The 16,959-nt window shown below is 63.7% G+C and carries 22 protein-coding genes; 13 read left to right on the top strand and 9 right to left on the bottom strand.

All coding sequences use genetic code 11. The features are described from left to right. Nucleotides 1–2: 2 nt before the first annotated feature. From DUGA2_RS33355 to DUGA2_RS06830, 3 genes are all read right to left on the bottom strand, one after another. Nucleotides 3–629 carry a toxin gene (locus DUGA2_RS33355; protein ID WP_141753205.1) on the bottom strand — a complete coding sequence of 209 codons (627 nt, stop codon included), beginning with the start codon at nucleotides 627–629 and terminating at the stop codon, nucleotides 3–5. After that, nucleotides 613–933 carry a hypothetical protein gene (locus DUGA2_RS06835; protein ID WP_070268380.1) on the bottom strand — a complete coding sequence of 107 codons (321 nt, stop codon included), beginning with the start codon at nucleotides 931–933 and terminating at the stop codon, nucleotides 613–615. The genes DUGA2_RS33355 and DUGA2_RS06835 overlap by 17 nt, the downstream gene beginning before the upstream one ends. 82 nt (nucleotides 934–1,015) lie before the next feature. Then, on the bottom strand, nucleotides 1,016–1,618 hold the full coding sequence (locus DUGA2_RS06830) for a glutathione peroxidase (RefSeq protein WP_070268377.1): 603 nt from the start codon (nucleotides 1,616–1,618) through the stop codon (nucleotides 1,016–1,018). 167 nt (nucleotides 1,619–1,785) lie between these two features. On the opposite strand from DUGA2_RS06830, the gene DUGA2_RS06825 reads away from it, so the two are divergent. Next, nucleotides 1,786–2,850, top strand: a complete 1,065-nt coding sequence (locus DUGA2_RS06825) for a PHB depolymerase family esterase (RefSeq protein WP_229214611.1) — start codon at nucleotides 1,786–1,788, stop codon at nucleotides 2,848–2,850. Nucleotides 2,851–2,854: 4 nt separating this feature from the next. Here DUGA2_RS06825 and DUGA2_RS06820 read toward each other — a convergent pair whose 3' ends face one another. The 4 genes from DUGA2_RS06820 to DUGA2_RS06805 are packed head-to-tail and all read right to left on the bottom strand — an operon-like array spanning nucleotide 2,855 to nucleotide 8,297. After that, nucleotides 2,855–4,309, bottom strand: coding sequence for an NAD-dependent succinate-semialdehyde dehydrogenase (locus tag DUGA2_RS06820; RefSeq protein ID WP_070268142.1), 1,455 nt, complete (start codon nucleotides 4,307–4,309; stop codon nucleotides 2,855–2,857). An 11-nt stretch (nucleotides 4,310–4,320) separates the two neighbouring features. Then, nucleotides 4,321–5,163 carry a polyphosphate kinase 2 family protein gene (locus DUGA2_RS06815; protein ID WP_070268140.1) on the bottom strand — a complete coding sequence of 281 codons (843 nt, stop codon included), beginning with the start codon at nucleotides 5,161–5,163 and terminating at the stop codon, nucleotides 4,321–4,323. Between the two features lie 12 nt (nucleotides 5,164–5,175). Continuing rightward, nucleotides 5,176–6,786 carry an NAD(P)/FAD-dependent oxidoreductase gene (locus DUGA2_RS06810; RefSeq protein ID WP_070268138.1) on the bottom strand — a complete coding sequence of 537 codons (1,611 nt, stop codon included), beginning with the start codon at nucleotides 6,784–6,786 and terminating at the stop codon, nucleotides 5,176–5,178. After that, nucleotides 6,786–8,297, bottom strand: coding sequence for a polyamine aminopropyltransferase (locus tag DUGA2_RS06805; RefSeq protein ID WP_070268136.1), 1,512 nt, complete (start codon nucleotides 8,295–8,297; stop codon nucleotides 6,786–6,788). Before DUGA2_RS06805 ends, DUGA2_RS06810 begins: the two co-directional genes overlap by 1 nt. A 65-nt stretch (nucleotides 8,298–8,362) precedes the next feature. Between DUGA2_RS06805 and DUGA2_RS06800 the strand changes: the two genes are divergently transcribed. The 5 genes from DUGA2_RS06800 (at nucleotide 8,363) to speD (ending at nucleotide 11,837) form a co-directional block, all read left to right on the top strand. Beyond that, complete coding sequence (locus DUGA2_RS06800) at nucleotides 8,363–8,749, top strand: DUF350 domain-containing protein (RefSeq protein WP_008443470.1); 387 nt, start codon at nucleotides 8,363–8,365, stop codon at nucleotides 8,747–8,749. 19 nt (nucleotides 8,750–8,768) lie between these two features. Further along, nucleotides 8,769–9,797, top strand: coding sequence for an SPFH domain-containing protein (locus tag DUGA2_RS06795; RefSeq protein ID WP_070268134.1), 1,029 nt, complete (start codon nucleotides 8,769–8,771; stop codon nucleotides 9,795–9,797). 62 nt (nucleotides 9,798–9,859) lie between these two features. Continuing rightward, the gene (locus tag DUGA2_RS06790) at nucleotides 9,860–11,260 is read left to right on the top strand and encodes a DUF4178 domain-containing protein (protein WP_229214610.1); all 1,401 of its coding nucleotides are present in this window, start codon (nucleotides 9,860–9,862) and stop codon (nucleotides 11,258–11,260) included. Beyond that, nucleotides 11,257–11,439: a hypothetical protein gene (locus DUGA2_RS06785; protein ID WP_070268132.1), complete on the top strand. Its 183-nt coding sequence runs from the start codon at nucleotides 11,257–11,259 to the stop codon at nucleotides 11,437–11,439. Before DUGA2_RS06790 ends, DUGA2_RS06785 begins: the two co-directional genes overlap by 4 nt. Next, a complete protein-coding gene (speD, locus tag DUGA2_RS06780) occupies nucleotides 11,436–11,837 on the top strand; it encodes an adenosylmethionine decarboxylase (RefSeq protein WP_083296237.1) in 402 nt (133 codons plus the stop codon). Before DUGA2_RS06785 ends, speD begins: the two co-directional genes overlap by 4 nt. Here speD and DUGA2_RS06775 read toward each other — a convergent pair. Further along, entirely contained in the window at nucleotides 11,830–12,300 is a 471-nt protein-coding gene (locus DUGA2_RS06775; protein ID WP_070268130.1) for a hypothetical protein, read from the bottom strand. The two genes, speD and DUGA2_RS06775, sit on opposite strands and share 8 nt — an antisense overlap. An 86-nt stretch (nucleotides 12,301–12,386) precedes the next feature. On the opposite strand from DUGA2_RS06775, the gene DUGA2_RS06770 reads away from it, so the two are divergent. After that, the gene (locus tag DUGA2_RS06770; protein ID WP_070268128.1) at nucleotides 12,387–12,755 is read left to right on the top strand and encodes a VOC family protein; all 369 of its coding nucleotides are present in this window, start codon (nucleotides 12,387–12,389) and stop codon (nucleotides 12,753–12,755) included. On the opposite strand, the gene DUGA2_RS06765 is transcribed toward DUGA2_RS06770, so the two are convergent. Beyond that, the gene (locus tag DUGA2_RS06765; protein ID WP_070268126.1) at nucleotides 12,752–13,384 is read right to left on the bottom strand and encodes a glutathione S-transferase family protein; all 633 of its coding nucleotides are present in this window, start codon (nucleotides 13,382–13,384) and stop codon (nucleotides 12,752–12,754) included. The two genes, DUGA2_RS06770 and DUGA2_RS06765, sit on opposite strands and share 4 nt — an antisense overlap. A gap of 79 nt (nucleotides 13,385–13,463) precedes the next feature. On the opposite strand from DUGA2_RS06765, the gene DUGA2_RS06760 reads away from it, so the two are divergent. The 6 genes from DUGA2_RS06760 (at nucleotide 13,464) to DUGA2_RS32525 (ending at nucleotide 16,959) form a co-directional block, all read left to right on the top strand. Further along, nucleotides 13,464–14,273: a DUF6597 domain-containing transcriptional factor gene (locus DUGA2_RS06760; protein ID WP_070268124.1), complete on the top strand. Its 810-nt coding sequence runs from the start codon at nucleotides 13,464–13,466 to the stop codon at nucleotides 14,271–14,273. A 175-nt stretch (nucleotides 14,274–14,448) separates the two neighbouring features. Then, a complete protein-coding gene (locus DUGA2_RS32540; RefSeq protein WP_071658873.1) occupies nucleotides 14,449–14,757 on the top strand; it encodes a type II toxin-antitoxin system RelE/ParE family toxin in 309 nt (102 codons plus the stop codon). Then, nucleotides 14,744–15,073, top strand: coding sequence for a DNA-binding transcriptional regulator (locus DUGA2_RS32535; RefSeq protein ID WP_070359495.1), 330 nt, complete (start codon nucleotides 14,744–14,746; stop codon nucleotides 15,071–15,073). Before DUGA2_RS32540 ends, DUGA2_RS32535 begins: the two co-directional genes overlap by 14 nt. 237 nt (nucleotides 15,074–15,310) lie before the next feature. Next, the gene (gene rsgA, locus DUGA2_RS06755; RefSeq protein ID WP_070268122.1) at nucleotides 15,311–16,363 is read left to right on the top strand and encodes a ribosome small subunit-dependent GTPase A; all 1,053 of its coding nucleotides are present in this window, start codon (nucleotides 15,311–15,313) and stop codon (nucleotides 16,361–16,363) included. Between the two features lie 72 nt (nucleotides 16,364–16,435). Continuing rightward, complete coding sequence (locus tag DUGA2_RS32530; RefSeq protein WP_071658872.1) at nucleotides 16,436–16,654, top strand: DUF433 domain-containing protein; 219 nt, start codon at nucleotides 16,436–16,438, stop codon at nucleotides 16,652–16,654. After that, complete coding sequence (locus DUGA2_RS32525) at nucleotides 16,639–16,959, top strand: DUF5615 family PIN-like protein (RefSeq protein WP_071658871.1); 321 nt, start codon at nucleotides 16,639–16,641, stop codon at nucleotides 16,957–16,959. Before DUGA2_RS32530 ends, DUGA2_RS32525 begins: the two co-directional genes overlap by 16 nt.

Below are 16,959 nucleotides of genomic sequence, written 5' to 3'. Positions count from 1 at the left end.
CGTTACGGCAGCGGAGCCACCACATCCAGCCATTGCGTGATGGCATGCGGAGCACTCGCATTCAAGCGCATATCAAACAGAATTTGACGCTTTGCACGCACATGCACCGTAGTAAAAGCATTCCGCACAGAGCGACTGTTATCGCACAAGATACTGGCATCGGCGACATCCAGTGCGCTGCGGACAGCCAACTGGTTGCGTGAGAAACGCTGTAGAAGACGTTCCGGGTCGACCGCATGCCCTCCTCTTGCAATACGGCTCGCGACACGGCCTAGCGATAGATTGACGTTGGCAAGGCCAACAAACAGCAGAAGCACAAAATAGCCTGCTCGCTTCAGATCAGCAACGAGGTCAATTTTGCTTTGTACCCGGCCATCGGGCAGAACCAGCCAATGCGAGAAAACCGTCTCCATCGCGAACGGTACATTGCCCGCCACTGCATGAGCGACAAAACTTTCAACGCCCTTTTGAGCGACGCCCATCCAAACTAAGTCGTGGTCACGGATCTGAAACCGTTGTGCCCAGCTAAGACTATCGCCAGCGGCTGATTCATATTTTTTAACAGCGCATTCAGCATCATCCGCACAGAGGGCGTCCGACGAATGGCGGAAATCATATGACTTCCACAAATTTCCCGTCTTTGAAGTAGCCCCTCGCCGTTAGGCCGTCGAGTTCGCGGATCACCAGATTGGAATCTTGGGGATCGACGCTGAAAACAGGTATGCCGGGCTTGAAGGTCAGATTGACGCCCGGTTCGGCCAGTACGTTGGCCAGGGCGATGGCTGCACGTTTGCCATCGCTCCGCGCACGCGCCGACTGTTGGGCTGTCGGCCTTTTCGCACGAATGGCAATGCTGCCAACCGAGATATCAATCAAATCGTTGGCTTCAGATGCGGCCGATTCGGCCACCGCTTTCTTCGCAATACGCGCCATAGCATCCTCCTGCACCGGCGGTTGAGCCGCCGAGGCAGCCATTACTGGTAGACCTCGGCCATGCTCAAAAGTTCAGCGCAACTTACATCGCCAGCGCTTTCTCCACGGCGCCGACCAGTTGCTTGTCCGACGGCGTGACCTTGCTGCCGAAGTTGTCCACTACCTTGCCATTGCGGTCGATCAGGTATTTGTGGAAGTTCCAGGCCGGCGCCTTGCCGGTGATTTTGATCAGGTTGGCGAACAGCGGATTCGGCTCCTTGCCCGATACCACCGACTTGGCGAACATCGGGAACTTCACGCCGTAGGTGTTGTAGCAGAAATCGGCGATCTCCTTGCTGCTGCCCGGCTCCTGCTGGCCGAAGTCGTTCGACGGGAAGCCCAGCACCACCAGACCCTTGCCGCTGTATTTGGCGTACATCGCCTCCAGGCCTTCGTACTGGTTGGTGAAGCCGCAGTAGCTGGCCGTGTTGACCACCAGTATCACCTTGCCCGCGTACTGGCACAGGTCCTGCGGCGTATCGTCCTGCAGGCGCTTGAAGTTCTGCTTGAGGATGGCCGGGCAACTGCCCGCAGCCGCTGCCGGCGCGGCAGAGGGTGCGGCCGCCGGCGTCTGCGCAAACGCGGACGCGCTGGCCAGCAGGGTCAGCGAGGAAACTAGGCACAACTGGGCAAAGGTCTTGGACATGATGGTCGGCCGCAAAAGGTAAAAAATCATTTTATGCCAAACTCGCCGAACCTGCTTGCCGAGCCCGCGAATAGGCTTTTCCGCCCCGCGCACGATTGAGCGAAATTAAGCAAACCGCCAGCCCCTGCCCCACACTGAATCTCCATCCCGGCGCCTGGAGGCCTATCATGAAGATGCTGTGTTTGCTGTGCTTGTGGCTCATCGGCCTGTGGGGCGCGGCCGCCCGGGCGCAGGTGGTGGCGCTGCCGAACATGAGCACGACGCAGGTGACGGTGTCCGGCCTGTCCTCCGGCGCCTACATGGCGGTGCAGTTCGAGGTGGCGTTCTCGCAGACGGTGCGCGGTGCCGGCGTGATCGCCGGCGGGCCCTACTTCTGCTCGCAGGGCAGCGTGTTCACCGCCACCACCAGCTGCAGCTGCACCACCGAGCTGTTCGCCTGCCGGGTGCGCGCCGGCGGCACCCGCATCAGCGACCTGATCGCCTTCACCGACTGGTTCGCCGGCGCCGGCAGCATCGACCCGACCGCCGCGCTGGCCGGCCACCATGTCTGGATGCTGTCCGGCAGCGCCGATTCCGTCGTGCCGCAGCCGGTGATGACCGACCTGTATTTCTACTATCGCCACTACATCGACGCCGACCATATCTCCTACACCCGCAACCTGCCGGCCGAGCACGCGATGCCCACCGACCAGTACGGCAGCAGCTGCAACACGCTGGGCAGCCCCTACATCAACAACTGCGGCTACGATGCGGCCGGAGAACTGCTGCGCTGGCTGTACGGCCCGCTCACGCCGCGCAACAACGCCGCGCCAGGCGGACGCTTGATCGCTTTCGACCAGTCGGAATTTTTGGCGCTGCCGGGCTGGCACGGCATGGCCGGCACCGGCTACCTGTATGTGCCCAAGGCCTGCGACGGCAACAACGGCGCCGGCTGCAGGCTGCACGTGGCCTTTCATGGCTGCCTGCAAGACCTGGACAATATCGGCCCCGCCTTCGTCGAGCACGCCGGCTACAACGCCTGGGCCGACAGCAACAAGCTGGTGATCCTGTATCCGCAGGCGTCGGCGATCTACCCGTACACCAATCCCAATGCATGCTGGGACTGGTTCGCCTATGACGACCCGCGCTACGCGTTGCAATCGGGCCGCCAGATGGCGGCCGTCAAGCACATGGTCGACCGGCTGACCGGCGTCGCGCCGGCCACGGTGCTGGTGCGGCTGCGCGCCAGATAGGCGCTTAGATGCCGCCCATGCAGATGTATTTGATGACCAGGAAGTCATCCAGGCCATAGTGCGAACCCTCGCGCCCCAGGCCCGATTGCTTGACGCCGCCGAACGGCGCGATCTCGTTGGAGATCAGGCCGGTATTGACGCCGACCATGCCGCTCTCCAGCCCTTCCGCCACGCGCCAGATGCGGCCGATGTCCCGCGAATAGAAGTAGCTGGCCAGGCCGAACTCGGTGCTGTTGGCCAGCTCCACGGCTTCCTCGTCGGTGGTGAAGCGGAACAGCGGCGCCAGCGGGCCGAAGGTTTCCTCGGTGGCGACGATCATGTCGCTGGTGACGTCGGCGATCACGGTCGGCTCGAAGAAGCTGTGGCCCAGCGCATGGCGCTTGCCGCCCGCCAGCAGGCGGCCGCCCTTGGCCAGCGCGTCGGCCACGTGCTGCTCGACCTTCTGCACCGCCTTCTCGTCGATCAGCGGGCCTTGCGTGACGCCCTCCTCCGCACCGTTGCCGACCTTGAGCCTGGCCACGGCCGCCACCAGCTTGGCGGCGAACTGCTCGTACACGCCATCCTGCACGTAGAGGCGGTTGGCGCACACGCAGGTCTGGCCGGCGTTGCGGTACTTGGACGCCAGCGCGCCCTCCACCGCCGCATCGAGGTCGGCGTCGTCGAACACGATGAAGGGCGCGTTGCCGCCCAGTTCCAGCGATAGCTTCTTGATGGTCTTGGCGCTCTGCGCCATCAGCAGACGGCCGACAGCGGTCGAGCCGGTGAAGGTCAGCTTGCGCACGGTGGGGTTGGACGTCATCTCGCCGCCGATCTCCTTCGGCGTGCCCGTCACCACGCTGAAAACGCCGGCCGGCACGCCCGCGCGCTCGGCCAATACCGCCAGCGCCAGCGCGCAGTACGGCGTCGATTCCGCCGGCTTGAGCACCATCGGGCAGCCGGCGGCCAGCGCCGGGCCGGCCTTGCGGGTGATCATCGCGATCGGGAAGTTCCACGGCGTGATGGCGGCGCAGACGCCGATCGGCTCCTTCGTCACCAGCAGGCGGCGGTCCGGCCACGGCGAGGCCAGCGTTTCGCCGGCCACGCGCTTGGCTTCCTCGCCGAACCATTCGATGAAGGAGGCGCCATAAGCGACTTCGCCGCGCGATTCGGCCAGCGGCTTGCCCTGTTCGGCCGTCATTAGCTGCGCCAGGTCTTCGGTGTTTTCCAGGATCAGGTCATTCCACTTGCGCAGGATGGCGGCGCGCTCCTTGGCGCTCTTCTTGCGCCAGGCCGGCCACGCCGCGTTGGCGGCGGCGATGGCGCGGCGCGTCTCGGCCGCGCCCATCAGCGGCACGGTGCCGAGCTGCTCGCCGGTGGCGGGATTGGTGACAGCCAGCGTGGCGCCGCTGTCGGCGTCGCGCCATGCGCCGTCGATATAGGCTTGCTGGCGCAGCAGGGTGGGATCTTTCAGTTGCAGCATGGGTAGCTCCTTTACTCCACGGTGAACGAGGACAGGTCGGGATGCGGCTCGGGGTACGCCAGGTCCATGCCTTCCAAAGTCTCCAGCAGCAGGCTGGCGACCACCAGGTTGCGGTGGGTCTTGGAATTGGCCGGCACCACGTACCACGGCGCATGCGGCGCGTTGGTCTCGCGGATGGCCTGTTCGTAGGCGCGCTGGTAGTCGTTCCACTTCTTGCGCTGCTCGACGTCGGCCGGGTTGAATTTCCACTGCTTGTCGGGATCGTCCAGCCGCTCCTGCAGGCGCTCGCGCTGTTCTTCCTTCGAGATGTGCAGGAACACCTTGACGATCACCGTGCCGGTCTCCGCCAGCATGCGTTCGAAATCGCGGATCTGCGCGTAGCGGCGCTGGCATTCCTCGCCGTCGATCATGCCCTGCACCTTGGTGATCAACACGTCTTCGTAGTGGCTGCGGTTGAAGATGGCGATCTCGCCCTTGACCGGCACCTGCTGGTGCACGCGCCACAGGTAGTCGTGGGCCAGTTCGTTGTCGGTCGGCGCCTTGAAGGCGGCCGCGCGTATGCCCATCGGGCTGATGCCGTTGAACATGGCGCGTATCGTGCCGTCCTTGCCGGCGGTGTCCATGCCTTGCAGGATCAGCAGCACCTTCTGCTTGTGCTGGGCGTACAGCTTGTCCTGCAGGGCGCGAATGCGGTCGATCAGCGCGGCGATGCGCTTCAGGTCCAGCGCCTTGGCCTTGGACTTGCTCAGTTCAGGATTGGCGGAGCGGCTGGAGAAAGCCGCATCGTCTGCATATTTTTCGTGCAGTTTGAGTTTGGCGGTGGCGCGGAAGCGCTGGCGGGCGTTATGTGTCATCGGACTAGCTTATCACTTTGCGGCAAGGGTTGCGGCGCGATAGCCCCACCACGCGGCCTCCTCGAACACCGAGAAGCCCGACAGGTCGGCATGCGCGAACAGGATGGGGCCATCGGCCTCGCGCAAGGCCCTCATGCCGGCGTTGCTGCGGAAGTTGGGCCACGGCGCGGCCATCGCGTGCCCGCGCAGCGTGATGTCGACCCGCTCGACGCAGGACGCGAACTGCGGGCCGTAGGCTTCCTTCAGATCGGCGCTGGCCAGCGCCAGCAGCTCCTCCGGCCTGGCCGCCGCCATCCAGTGGCGCGCGGTGCCGGGCTTGCGGTCCGACAGCGCGACGTAGGCGCTGAACACGGTTTTCTCCGGCGGCCGCACGCGGATGTCCTGGTGCGTGGAGACGACGAAGCCCAGTCCCGGCTCGCTGTACACCACGTTGTCCCACGACAGCGGCTGGCTGGGGCGCTCCTCCGGGAAGCGCTTGAGCAGGAAGTTCGCCACCATCCACGGCGCGTATTCGGGGATGTGTTTGGCCGCGTCGAAGCCGTAGGCGGCGATGTTATCGACAACCCTTGCGGCTACGTAGATGGGCATCGCGCAGATCGCCTTGCGGGCGCGGACGAGATAGGTGGACGGCTTGCCGTTTTCCAGCTTGAAGCACAGCGCTTCGACGCCGTCCGCCGTTTTTTTCAGCGACACCGCGGTGCCGGCCGTGCGCTTGACGCCGGACGCGCGCTCGATGCCGGAAGCCAGCGGCTGCAAGCCTCCCGGCCAGGTGAGCCAGGCGCCGTTGCCGGCGTTGGCGGCCTGGCCCCAGCGGCTGCAATAGTAGTGCAGGCCGGCCCAGGCCGAGACCTGGTCGTAGCGCGTGCCGTAGTCGTCGCGGCAGCAGTAGTTCAGGTACCAGTGCAGCGTCGGCGATTTGTAGCCGCCCTGCTCCAGCCACTGCTTGAGCGTGATGCGGTCCAGCGCCTGCCACTGCGGGTCTTCCGACGACATCACGGTCGGGAACACGAACACGCGGCGGCCGTCGGCGCCGTGGGTCTGGCGCAGCCGCGCCACCTCGGCGAAGAAGCGCGCATGTTCGTCGCGCTCCCACTGCGGCACGCCGTCGGTGGGGATGAAGCCGTCCTGCCAGTGGCCGTTGAACAGCAGCCGTTCCTCCGGTCCGTGCAGGATGAAGCGCTCGTCGTAGTAGGGCTTCTCCGCGAACGGATCTTTCTGGATGATGCCCAGGTCGGCCAGGATTTCGCGCACATGCACCGATTCCGGCGACGGCAGCGGCAGATAGTGCGCGCCGGTCGGATATTCGAGGTCGCCGAAAGCGCCGCCGGCGGCGTTGCCGTGCGGCTGGGGGCCGTCGATCATCAGCATATCGGTCTTGCCGAGCTTATTGAGCTTCCACGCGGCGGTCAGGCCGGCCACGCCGGAGCCGAGGATGGCGATGTCGGTGTGGATAACTTGCGAGGGAGGCGGCAAGGCGCGGCGGTCGCGCAGGAAGTGGCCCTCGTCGCGGCCCGGGTAGTGAAGGGTTGGCGTGATTTCCTGCCAGCGTTGAAAACCGGCCACGCTGCCCGCCGCCACCACGCCGCTGGCGCCGGCCCACACGAGGAAGGAGCGGCGCAGCATCAGCGTATCACCCTGCGCCAGTCCTGCTCGAACTCGTGCACCAGCGATTGCGTGTTGAGGCGGTTCGGCTCCATCGGCAAGGCCTTCATATCCGGCGGGAAGATGAACATCTCGCGCGTGGTGTCGGCGTTCAGGTAGCGCATCGGCAAACGGTACTCGGTGGGCGGCTTGTACTGCGCCTGGGGCGTGGCGAGTATGAAGCCCCATTCGCCGAACGACGGCACGTAGGCGTGGTAGGGATGGGTTTTGAGGCCGACCTCGCGCAAGGTGGCGTCGATGGTCCAGTAGGCGTGCGGCGCGAAGAACGGCGACGTCGACTGCACCACCATCAGGCCATTGGCCGCCAGGTGCTTCTTCACCATGCCGTAGAACGGCACCGAGTACAGCTTGCCCAGCGCGAAGCTGGATGGATCGGGGAAGTCGACGATGACGGCGTCGAACATGTCGTCGCTGTGCTGCAGCCAGATCGCGGCGTCGGCGTTGATGACGCGCACCCGCCTGTCGCTGAAGGAGCCGTGATTGAGCTTGACTAGTTCCTCGCGCCTGGAGAAAGCGCCGGTCATCGCCGGGTCGAGGTCGACCAGCGTGACTTGTTCGATGTTCGGATAGCGCAGGATTTCGCGCAGCGCCAGGCCGTCGCCGCCGCCCAGCACCAGCACCCGTTTGGCCCAGGGCAGCGGTTGCAGCACCGGATGCACCAGCGCTTCGTGATAGCGGTACTCGTCGCGCGAGGAGAATTGCAGGTTGCCGTTGATGTACAGGCGCAGGTCGTCCTTCCACCGCGTGACCACCAGCCGCTGGTACGGCGTGGTGGTGGCGAACACGATCTCGTCGCCGAACAGGCCATGTTCGCCCCAGTAGGTCATCTTGTCGGCGAAGGCGAAGCCGAAGATCAGCACGCACATCACGCTGGCGGCGCGCAGCATGCGGCCGGTGACGTTTTTCAGCTCTGTGCGGAAAGCCATAATTGTCCACAGGGCGACGCCGACGTTGAGCATGCCGAACAAAAATCCGGTGCGCACCAGGCCCAGGTACGGCGCCAGCACCAGCGGGAACAGCAGCGACACCGCCAGCGCGCCCAGGTAGTCGAAGGTCAGCACGCGGCTGACCAGCTCATTGAACTCGGTCTTGCGCTCGTTCAGCGCGCGCATCACCAGCGGCACTTCCATGCCGACGAAGGCGCCGATCAGGAACACCATCACGTACAGCAGCGTGCGGAACGGCGCGGCCATCCACGAGAAGGTCAGGAACAGCACGGCCGCCGACAAACCGCCCACCAGGCCGACCGCCAGCTCGATATCGACGAAGCGCGCCAGCACATCCTCATCCCTGACATACTTGGAAAAGTGCGCGCCGACGCCCATCGCGAACAGGTAGCAGCCGATGATGGTGGAGAACTGCAGGATGGAGTCGCCCAGCAGATAACTGGACAGGGCGCCGGCGATCAACTCATACGCAAGGCCGCAGGAAGCGACGACGAAGACGGACAGGATCAGAATCTTTTTGGTCATTTAGCTCTTTTTGCTCTAATATGTTTCAGCGTTAGCAAGTTAACCACTTTAACCCAAGGTGCGCCGTGCCCGCCATCCTAAACTACCTGATCCATCTTTTGCTGGCCGCCGTGCTGCTGGCCGTCTTTTTCAAAGCCTACACGTGGATGACGCCTTTCAACGAGGTGCTGCTGATACGACAGGGGAATTTCGCCGCGGCGCTATCGCTGGGCGGGGCCCTGATAGGTTTTTCCATCACCATCGGTTCGGCGCTGGTGCATACTGCCGATTACCGCGAGTTCGCGGCCTGGGCCTTCGGCGCCATGGTGGTGCAGATGCTCTCCTACGCGATCGCGACACGCGTGCTGAACATGTCGAAAGACCAGATCGAAGCCAACAACGCCGCATTCGGCGGCCTGCTGGGCGCTATCTCCATTTCCATCGGCGTCATCAACGGCGCCTGCATTTCCTAATTTTTAAGCGAGGACCATCATGGGCTTAGGCAGCTTTATCAAGAAGCAGTTTATCGACGTACTTCAGTGGAACGAGGAAGTCGACGGCGTACTGGCGTGGCGTTATCCGATGCAGGACCAGGAGATCCAGAACGGTGGCGTGCTGGTGGTGCGTGAATCGCAGATGGCGGTGTTCGTCAACGAAGGCCAGATCGCCGACGTGTTCGGCCCCGGCACCCACAAGCTGACCACGCAAACCCTGCCGGTGCTGACCAACCTGAAAAACTGGGACAAGCTGTTCGATTCGCCGTTCAAGTCGGATGTCTATTATTTCAGCACCCGCGTGCAGACCGGCCGCAAATGGGGCACGCAGCAGCCGATCACCATCCGCGACAAGGACTTCGACATGGTGCGCGTGCGCGCCTTCGGCATGTACTCGTACCGCGTGGCCGATCCGCGCCTGTTCTTCAAGGAGATCAGCGGCACCCGCGAGGCCTACACCCGCGACGAGGTGGAAGACCAGCTGCGCGGCATCCTGACGGCGACCATGGCCAGCTCGCTGGGCAGCGCGCAGGTTCCCTTCCTCGACATGGCGGCCAACCAGGCGCTGATGGCGCAGCAGGTCAAGGGCGACCTGTCCACGGCCTTCGGCCGCTACGGCATCGGCCTCGATGAATTCAACGTCGCCAGCGTCAGCCTGCCGGAAGAACTGCAGGCCGCGCTGGACGAGCGCATCTCCGCCGGCATGAAGGGCGGTATGAGCGCCGACAAGATGGCCGGCTTCACCAAGTACCAGGCAGCCACCGCGATTCCGCTGGCGGCGCAGAACGAGGGCGGCATGGCCGGCATCGGCGTCGGCCTGGGCGCGGGCGTGCAGCTGGGCCAGGTGATGGGCCAGGCGCTCGGTTCCGCGCTGGCGCCGCAGGCTGCACCGGCTGCTGCCGCGCCGGCCGAGGATTCGATCGAGGCGCGCCTGGAAAAACTTAAAGGTCTGCTCGACAAGGGCTTGATCACGGCTACCGACTACGACAGCACCAAGGCCGAACTGCTGAAAAAACTGCTCGGCTAATGCAAATCGTTTCCTGTCCCAGCTGCGGCGCGGAAGTCAAATTCCGCTCGCATGCCTCGGTTATGGCTGTCTGCGAATACTGCAGCACCAGCGTGCTCAAGGACGCAGACTCGGTCAAGGACCTGGGCAAGATGTCGTCCGTGCTGGAGGATTATTCGCCGATCCAGATCGGCACCTCCGGGGTGCTGGGCAAGCGCCCGTTCACGGTGGTCGGCCGCATCCAGCTACGCTATGCGGCCGGCATGTGGAACGAGTGGTACCTGCTGTTCGACGACGGCGTCACCTCCTGGCTGGGCGATTCGTCCGGCATGTACACCATCACCGCGCAGTACAAGGGCGAAGGCGACATGCCGGCCTTCGAACAGCTGCAGCCCGGCCGCAACTACGCCATCAACGGCGCGCCCTACACCGCCGCCGAAATCCGCACCGCCGATTGCATAGGCGGCCAGGGCGAACTGCCGTTCAAGGTCGGCGAGGGCTACCAGGCCAAGGTGGCGGACTTCCGCCGTGGCGGCGAATTCATCACGCTCGATTATTCGGACGGGCCGCGGCCCGTGGTCTACACCGGCCTGGCCGTCACGCTGGAGGGCATGCAATGCCAGCTGCTGCGCGACGACGACACCATCCAGCGCGCGGCCGGCCGTTATCGCGGCAAGGTCGATGCGCTCGACTGCCCGTCCTGCGGCAGCGCGATCAAATACATCCCCGGCGTGACGGCGACGCTGGTGTGCCCGGCCTGCCAGGCGCAGATCGACGCCGCCAGCCCGAAGGCCGCAGTGCTGGCCGCCGGCGAGCGCGTGACGCGCTACGAGTCCACGCTGGAACTGGGCGCGACGGCCAGGATCAACAACCAGGACTTCACCATCATCGGCATGATGCGCCGCGCCGACGACGAGGGCACCGAGTGGAGCGAGTACCTGATGTACGGCACCCGCGCCGGCTTCTCGTGGCTGGTGGAGACCGACGAAGGCTGGTCCGGCTCCAACGTGATGGCCGAGTGGCCCATCTGGTACGCGCCCGGCTCGGAGCGGGTGACTGTGGACAAGGTCCAATATAACCGCCTGTACGACTACGGCTCGGTGGTGACGTTCGCCGCCGGCGCCTTCAACTGGCGGGTGGCGGCGGGCGACCGCACACGGGTGGAGGAATTTTCCGCCGGCCAGATCCGGCTGGCGTCCGAAACCTCCGAGCAGGAAATGACGTGGTCGCGCTCGTCGCCGGTATCGGTTGACCAGCTCAAGGCCTGGTTCGGCAAGCAGTTCAAGGGGCAGGTGGCGCCGGCGGCGGCCAAGGGCGGCAAGCGCCGCTACCGCGACACCGCCAAGTACATCATCTGGTTCATGCTGGCGATTAACGCGATTCCGCTGCTGATGAATTTTTCCGGCACCTGGTTCCTCAGCCTGATCGGTGCGGCGGCCATCTACCTGCCCGCCTGGTTTATGGATAACGAGGACAAGTCATGAGCAAATACTTCATCTACGCGGTCATCGTTTCCGTCGTCACGTCGGGCAGCAGCTGGATGCGCGCCACCAGCGGCAGCAACAACTACAGCAGCGGCTACCGGGGCAGCACCTGGAGCTCGAACACCGGCGGTGGCGGCGGCAGCTATGGCGGCGGCTCCGGCGGCGGAGGCCACAAGTGAAACGCGAAACGCTACCGCAGGCGGCGGCGCCCGGGCTGGTGCACCAGCCGGCCGGCACGCATCTGCTGGCGGACCTGGGCGGCATCGCTGCCGAAAAATTGGGCAATTGCGCCGAACTGGACGCGCTGCTGCGCTCGGCCGCCGAGGCCGCGGGCGCGCGCGTGCTGTTCAGTCATTTCCACGGTTTCGGGGAAGGCCAGGGCGTGACCGGGGTGGTGCTGCTGGCGGAATCGCACATCACGATCCATACCTGGCCCGAATGCGGCTTTGCCGCCGCCGACCTCTTCATGTGCGGCAGCGCGCGGCCTGAGTTAGCGCTCACCATCATTGAAACGGCGTTGCAGCCGACGTCCAGCCAGATCAACACGGTGCGGCGGGCGCCGCCCGCGATCAGTTGACCCTGGCGGCGCTCTGGCTCGGTGACATCAGCTTGAGCGGCACGTCCTCCAGCAGCGCGCTGGAGGTGATCGCGGGCGCGGCCAGCTGGCGCACCGTGACGACGATGTTCTGCGGGTAGTCGAAGCCGGCCCCGGTGCTGCGGTCGACGATGTAGCCGATGCCGCCGCCCACCAGGATATTGCCCCATACCGCGCCGTTGGCCTTGGATACGGCCGTGGCGTTGCCGACGTAGGCGTCCTGCTTGCAATTGATCGCCAGGTCCGCCGTGCTCTTGTGGATGATGACACTTGCCGGGCTGGTCAGCGACCAGTTGCCGGCGTCGTTGCTCAGGGTGCAACCGAAGCCGGCGACTTCCTTGCTGTCCAACACGGTCGTGACGGAGACCGGCTGCGTCTTCCCACTCAACACCGACGCGCAGCCGGTCAACGCCAACATCCCGGACAAAGCGAGTATTCTCTTCATGTGTTTTCCCTGATGGACTTCATGTCCGTCAAATTATCACTCGGGAAACAGAAGATGACAATGTGCAATTATCAAAGGAACGAAAAATGACGCTTTCCCGCATCGGGCAGATCGCCCTTCCCGTTTCCAACGCCGACCGTTCGGAGCAGTTCTACGGCGACAGCCTGGGACTGCCCAAGCTGTTCCGCTACGGCGAGCTGGTGTTTTTCGATTGCGGCGGCGTGCGCCTGATGCTGGAAGGTTCGGGCAAGGCGCCGGTGCAGGCCGGTACCGGCGTGTGCCACTATTTCAAGGTCGAGCAGATCGAGGCTGTGGCCGCCACGCTGCAGGCGAAAGGCGTGGTGTTCGAAGCGGCGCCGCACCTGGTCGCGAAGATGCCCGACCACGAGTTGTGGATGGGCTTTTTCCGCGACCCCGACGGCCATCTGCTGGCCGTGATGGAAGAGAAGCGCTAGGCGGCAGCGGCCTGGGCGGCGGCCAGTTCGCCGTCCTTGGCGTTGGCGGCGGCGAACGACGGGCGGCTCGTGACGCGGGCCACGTACTGCTCGATCACGGGCAGCTTGGGCAGCAGCTCGTACATGCCCATCCAGCCCATGGCCGATGCCCACAACACATCCAGCGCGCTGAACCGGTCGCCCAGCAGGTACGGCCCCTTGGACAACTGTTCGATCAGCGTGTTGAACATGGTGTCGAAGTCGCCGTAGTGGCAGGACGCTTTATCGGCCGGCGCATTCTTCATCCATTTGTCGACCACGGCCGGCTCGAAGCAGCTGCCGTAGAACGCCATCCAGCGCAGGTAGGGGCCGCGCAGCGGATCGCCCAGCGGCGGCGCCAGTTGGGCGTCGGGGAACAGGTCGGCCAGGTACAGGTAGATCGCCACCTGCTCGGTGATGACGGCGTCGCCGTGGCGCACCGCCGGCACCTTGCCCATCGGGTTGACGGCCAGGTAGGCGGCCTCGCGGTTCTCGCCCTTCTTCATGTTCATCACATGCAGGTCGTAGGGCGCATGCAGCTCTTCCAGCAAGGTCAGCACGCCGGTGGAGCGGGAATACGGGCAGTGGTACAAAGTCAGCTGTGGTGCCATGTTGTGTCTCCTGTATGGGGTGAAGAAACGCCACGATAACTCTTGCTATGATGGTGGTCTTGTAAAAACGCGAACAGCTATGCAAACCGTCACCAGCCGGCCCAAGGGCGTGGTCAATCCCGCCGCCGCGGAAAAAATCTTCCGGCTGGAACGCTACCTGCCCGAACCCGACCTCGCGCCTTTCATCGAGCACTTCTGGCTCGTGGCGTGGCAATTGCCGGACGGCGTGACGCACGTGCAGCGCACCCTGCCCTCGCCCTGCATTCACATGGTGTTCGACACCGGCCGCACGGCGGTGTTCGGCGTGATGACGGGCGCTTTCGAATATACGCTGAAAAACAGCGGCCGTATCCTGGGCGTGCGCTTCCTGCCGGGTGCCTTCCGCAGCTTCCTGAAGGGGCCGGTGCAGTCGGCGACGGATCGCGAATTGGCGCTGTCGTCGCTGTTCGATTGCGACGATGCCGAGGCCGAGCGCAGCGTGCTGACGGCGGACGACGACGCCGGCATGGTGGCGGCCGCCAGCGCCATCCTGCGCCGCGCCCTGCCCGCGCCCGATCCGCAGACCGCGCGCATCGCCGGGATACTGGAGGCGATCCAGCAGCAGCCCGGGATCACGCAGGTGCGGCAGTTGGCCGAGCACACCGGCGTCAGCGTGCGGAGCCTGCAAATCCTGTTCAAGGAATACGTGGGCGCCACGCCGAAATGGGTGATACGCCGCAACCGCCTGCTGGACGCGGCCGACCAGCTGGCGCACGGCAGCGATGTCGACCTGGCCTCGCTGGCGCAGGCGCTGGGCTATTACGACCAGGCCCACTTCACCACCGATTTTGAAAAACTGGTCGGCAAGCCGCCGGCCGACTACCGCCGCAGTTGCAAGGAGCAGGCATGAGCCGTCGTTTCAAGTAGGCTACCTCGACGGTGAGCCCTGGATAAGCGGCAACGTCGTCAGTTCAGTCGGCGGCATCATGCATCGTTGACAGTATCTAGCCAGCTTCCGCTCGAACAGCAGCAACCCTTTGACGCCAAGCCAAATCGACTATACTTCTTGAAGGTACAGTCGTTTCATGTACACCGTCATCGAAACGCCACTGTTCCAAAGCCGCTGGCCTCTGTATTGGAATGAGGACGAGCGGGGAACCTTTGCGGCATACATCTCCACGCACCCGTTGGCAGGCGACGTTGTGCCAGCAACCGGGGGCGTTCGCAAGGTTCGTTGGCGCCGAGCAGGGTCCGGTAAATCAGGTGGTGTGAGAGTGATTTACTTTACTCGTAACTCCGCTGACGAAATTGTTTTGTTGACGCTATACGCGAAGACAGAAACCGCAAATCTGTCCAGCGCAACATTAAAGGAAATTCGCCGTGTCTACGAATAGCAAACTGCCTCTCAGCGATGAAGAGCTTGCTGCCTTTGAAGCGACCCGCGACTTGGCTGCCGAGTTACTGCTAGCTGGCGAGCAAATGAAAGCCGGGCTGGGACGTGTGGTCTATTCGCCGCTGATCGCCGCACGAAAAAATACCGGGCTGACACCGGAGCAATTCGCAGCCTTGTTCGGTATTTCCGTCAGCACCTTGGAAAGCTGGGAACAAGACCGCAGTCCTCCGGTAGGCGCCGTACGAACTCTGATCGCCATTGCCCTCCACCATCCCGAAGCACTTGTCGCTATCGCAAACCAAACTCAAGAAGTATGAACACGATTGACGGCGCCGTCGTCCAATGAGACACTGCGATCCTTATCAAACCACAGGAGACCATAAAATGCGCCAAGTAGATACTGCCCTCCTGTCGGCTGCCTGATTACGTCGGTATCCCCTCCGTAGTGTATTGATCCGCGCGTTCTCGCGCAGCTGACTTCCCGTATTCGCCACCTGTTCGCTTTATCGCGAAGGGTATCGCTCGTCTTACCGGAATCAGGAAATACACACACCATGATCGACATCGATTTTGAATCGCTGCGCCTTATCGGCTTAACGCAAACCATCGCCAGCCAGCTTTACCAACTCCACGACGCGCCGGCCAACGCCAGCCTGGTGCGCATCACCGAAATCCAGCGCGACTGGCTCACCGTCCACGACGGCCAGGCCGAGTTCCGCGCGCGCGTGCTGCCGGCGCTGCACGACGAGGCGCTGGCCGTCGGCGACTGGGTGCTCAGCACCACGCTGGCGCACGACGAACGCTGGCTCAGCACGCTGCTGCCGCGCACCACGCACATCGCCAGGCGCGGCAACGACGGCCGGCATCACAGCCTGGTCAGCAATGTCGACACGGCGCTGCTGGTGATGGGGTTGGACCACGACTTCAACCCGCGCCGCCTGGAGCGCTACCTCGCCATCGTCAAGACGGCGGGCGTGGCGCCTGTGGTGGTGATGAGCAAGGCCGACCTCGGCGACGACGTCGAGCAGCGCATGGAGCTGCTGCGGCAACGCCTGCCGGCCAGCATCCCGCTGCTGGCCGTCAACACGCTGAGCGACGACGCGGCGGCGCAGCTGGCGCCGTGGCTGGGCGTCGGGCAGACGCTGGTGTTGCTGGGCTCTTCGGGCGCCGGCAAATCCACGCTGACCAACACGCTGACCCAAGCAGGCCAGCAAACCGGCGGCGTGCGCAAGGGCGATGGGCGGGGCCGCCACACGACCACGTCCCGTTCGCTGCACCTGTGCATGGACGGCGCCTGCATCATCGACACGCCGGGCCTGCGCAGCTGGCAGCCGGATGCCGACGAGGCCAGCCTGACGGCCGCCTTCGAAGACATCGACGCGCTGGCGGCGCTATGCCAGTTCCGCGATTGCCGCCACGCCGGCGAGCCCGGTTGCGCGGTGCGGGGCGCGGTCGATGATGATCGTCTGCTGAACTACCACAAGCTGATGCGCGAAGCACGCCGCAGCCAGCAAACGCCGCTGGACCGCATCGCCGAAGTCGCCAAATGGAAAGTCATGCAACGCGCCGCCGTGGCCCGCTCGAAGGACAAGCTCGGCAAGCGCTAACGCGCATTTGGTGCTCCGCCAGATCGGCTATACTGCCTTTAGGTATAGTCGATCTGCAGCGCAGGAGGGCATATGAACCAGCAAGTTATACATCGCGATCCGGAGATTTATAGCGGTGCGACCGTTTTCGTTGGCACGCGCGTGCCACTTTCGACACTCTTTGATTACTTGAAAGCAGGTGAATCTCTTCACGGTTTTCTTTCCGACTACCCATCGGTCTCAAAAAACGCAGCTATCGCAGCACTTGTGATCGCTGAACAATGTGCAGACCGACAATGCGCATCCTGCTAGATGAATCATTGCCGCGCAGATTCGCAGCAGAACTGCCTGGCCACCAGGTCAAAACTGTCGTTGACTGTGGCTGGGGAGGAGTAAAGAACGGTCAACTACTGACTTTGGCTGCCTCTGCTTTTGATGCCCTGATAACTGGCGACAGAAATATGCAATATCAGCAAAATCTCAACACGCTGCCAATAGCAGTAGTCGTCCTCGCCACTGCGGATAATCACCTCGACTCTTTGCGCAAGCTGGCACCCAAATTACTCAGTGTACTGACGAATCTCCCGCCTCGTGCGTTGATTGAACTTACACCCTAA

The sequence above is a fragment of the Duganella sp. HH101 genome (assembly GCF_001758795.1).
GTDB classification, from domain to species: domain Bacteria; phylum Pseudomonadota; class Gammaproteobacteria; order Burkholderiales; family Burkholderiaceae_D; genus Rugamonas; species Rugamonas rivuli.
This window is presented reverse-complemented; position numbering and strand designations above follow the sequence as displayed.

Excerpts from the sequence above, each read along its gene's own strand:
- DUGA2_RS06835 (WP_070268380.1), bottom strand. The coding sequence starts at position 933 with ATGGCGCGTATTGCGAAGAAAGCGGTGGCCGAATCGGCCGCATCTGAA.
- DUGA2_RS06830 (WP_070268377.1), bottom strand. The coding sequence starts at position 1,618 with ATGTCCAAGACCTTTGCCCAGTTGTGCCTAGTTTCCTCGCTGACCCTG.
- DUGA2_RS06825 (WP_229214611.1), top strand. The coding sequence starts at position 1,786 with ATGAAGATGCTGTGTTTGCTGTGCTTGTGGCTCATCGGCCTGTGGGGC.
- DUGA2_RS06820 (WP_070268142.1), bottom strand. The coding sequence starts at position 4,309 with ATGCTGCAACTGAAAGATCCCACCCTGCTGCGCCAGCAAGCCTATATC.
- DUGA2_RS06815 (WP_070268140.1), bottom strand. The coding sequence starts at position 5,163 with ATGACACATAACGCCCGCCAGCGCTTCCGCGCCACCGCCAAACTCAAA.
- DUGA2_RS06810 (WP_070268138.1), bottom strand. The coding sequence starts at position 6,786 with ATGCTGCGCCGCTCCTTCCTCGTGTGGGCCGGCGCCAGCGGCGTGGTG.
- DUGA2_RS06805 (WP_070268136.1), bottom strand. The coding sequence starts at position 8,297 with ATGACCAAAAAGATTCTGATCCTGTCCGTCTTCGTCGTCGCTTCCTGC.
- DUGA2_RS06795 (WP_070268134.1), top strand. The coding sequence starts at position 8,769 with ATGGGCTTAGGCAGCTTTATCAAGAAGCAGTTTATCGACGTACTTCAG.
- DUGA2_RS06790 (WP_229214610.1), top strand. The coding sequence starts at position 9,860 with ATGGCTGTCTGCGAATACTGCAGCACCAGCGTGCTCAAGGACGCAGAC.
- DUGA2_RS06785 (WP_070268132.1), top strand. The coding sequence starts at position 11,257 with ATGAGCAAATACTTCATCTACGCGGTCATCGTTTCCGTCGTCACGTCG.
- DUGA2_RS06775 (WP_070268130.1), bottom strand. The coding sequence starts at position 12,300 with ATGAAGAGAATACTCGCTTTGTCCGGGATGTTGGCGTTGACCGGCTGC.
- DUGA2_RS06770 (WP_070268128.1), top strand. The coding sequence starts at position 12,387 with ATGACGCTTTCCCGCATCGGGCAGATCGCCCTTCCCGTTTCCAACGCC.
- DUGA2_RS06765 (WP_070268126.1), bottom strand. The coding sequence starts at position 13,384 with ATGGCACCACAGCTGACTTTGTACCACTGCCCGTATTCCCGCTCCACC.
- DUGA2_RS06760 (WP_070268124.1), top strand. The coding sequence starts at position 13,464 with ATGCAAACCGTCACCAGCCGGCCCAAGGGCGTGGTCAATCCCGCCGCC.
- DUGA2_RS32540 (WP_071658873.1), top strand. The coding sequence starts at position 14,449 with ATGTACACCGTCATCGAAACGCCACTGTTCCAAAGCCGCTGGCCTCTG.
- rsgA (WP_070268122.1), top strand. The coding sequence starts at position 15,311 with ATGATCGACATCGATTTTGAATCGCTGCGCCTTATCGGCTTAACGCAA.
- DUGA2_RS32530 (WP_071658872.1), top strand. The coding sequence starts at position 16,436 with ATGAACCAGCAAGTTATACATCGCGATCCGGAGATTTATAGCGGTGCG.
- DUGA2_RS32525 (WP_071658871.1), top strand. The coding sequence starts at position 16,639 with ATGCGCATCCTGCTAGATGAATCATTGCCGCGCAGATTCGCAGCAGAA.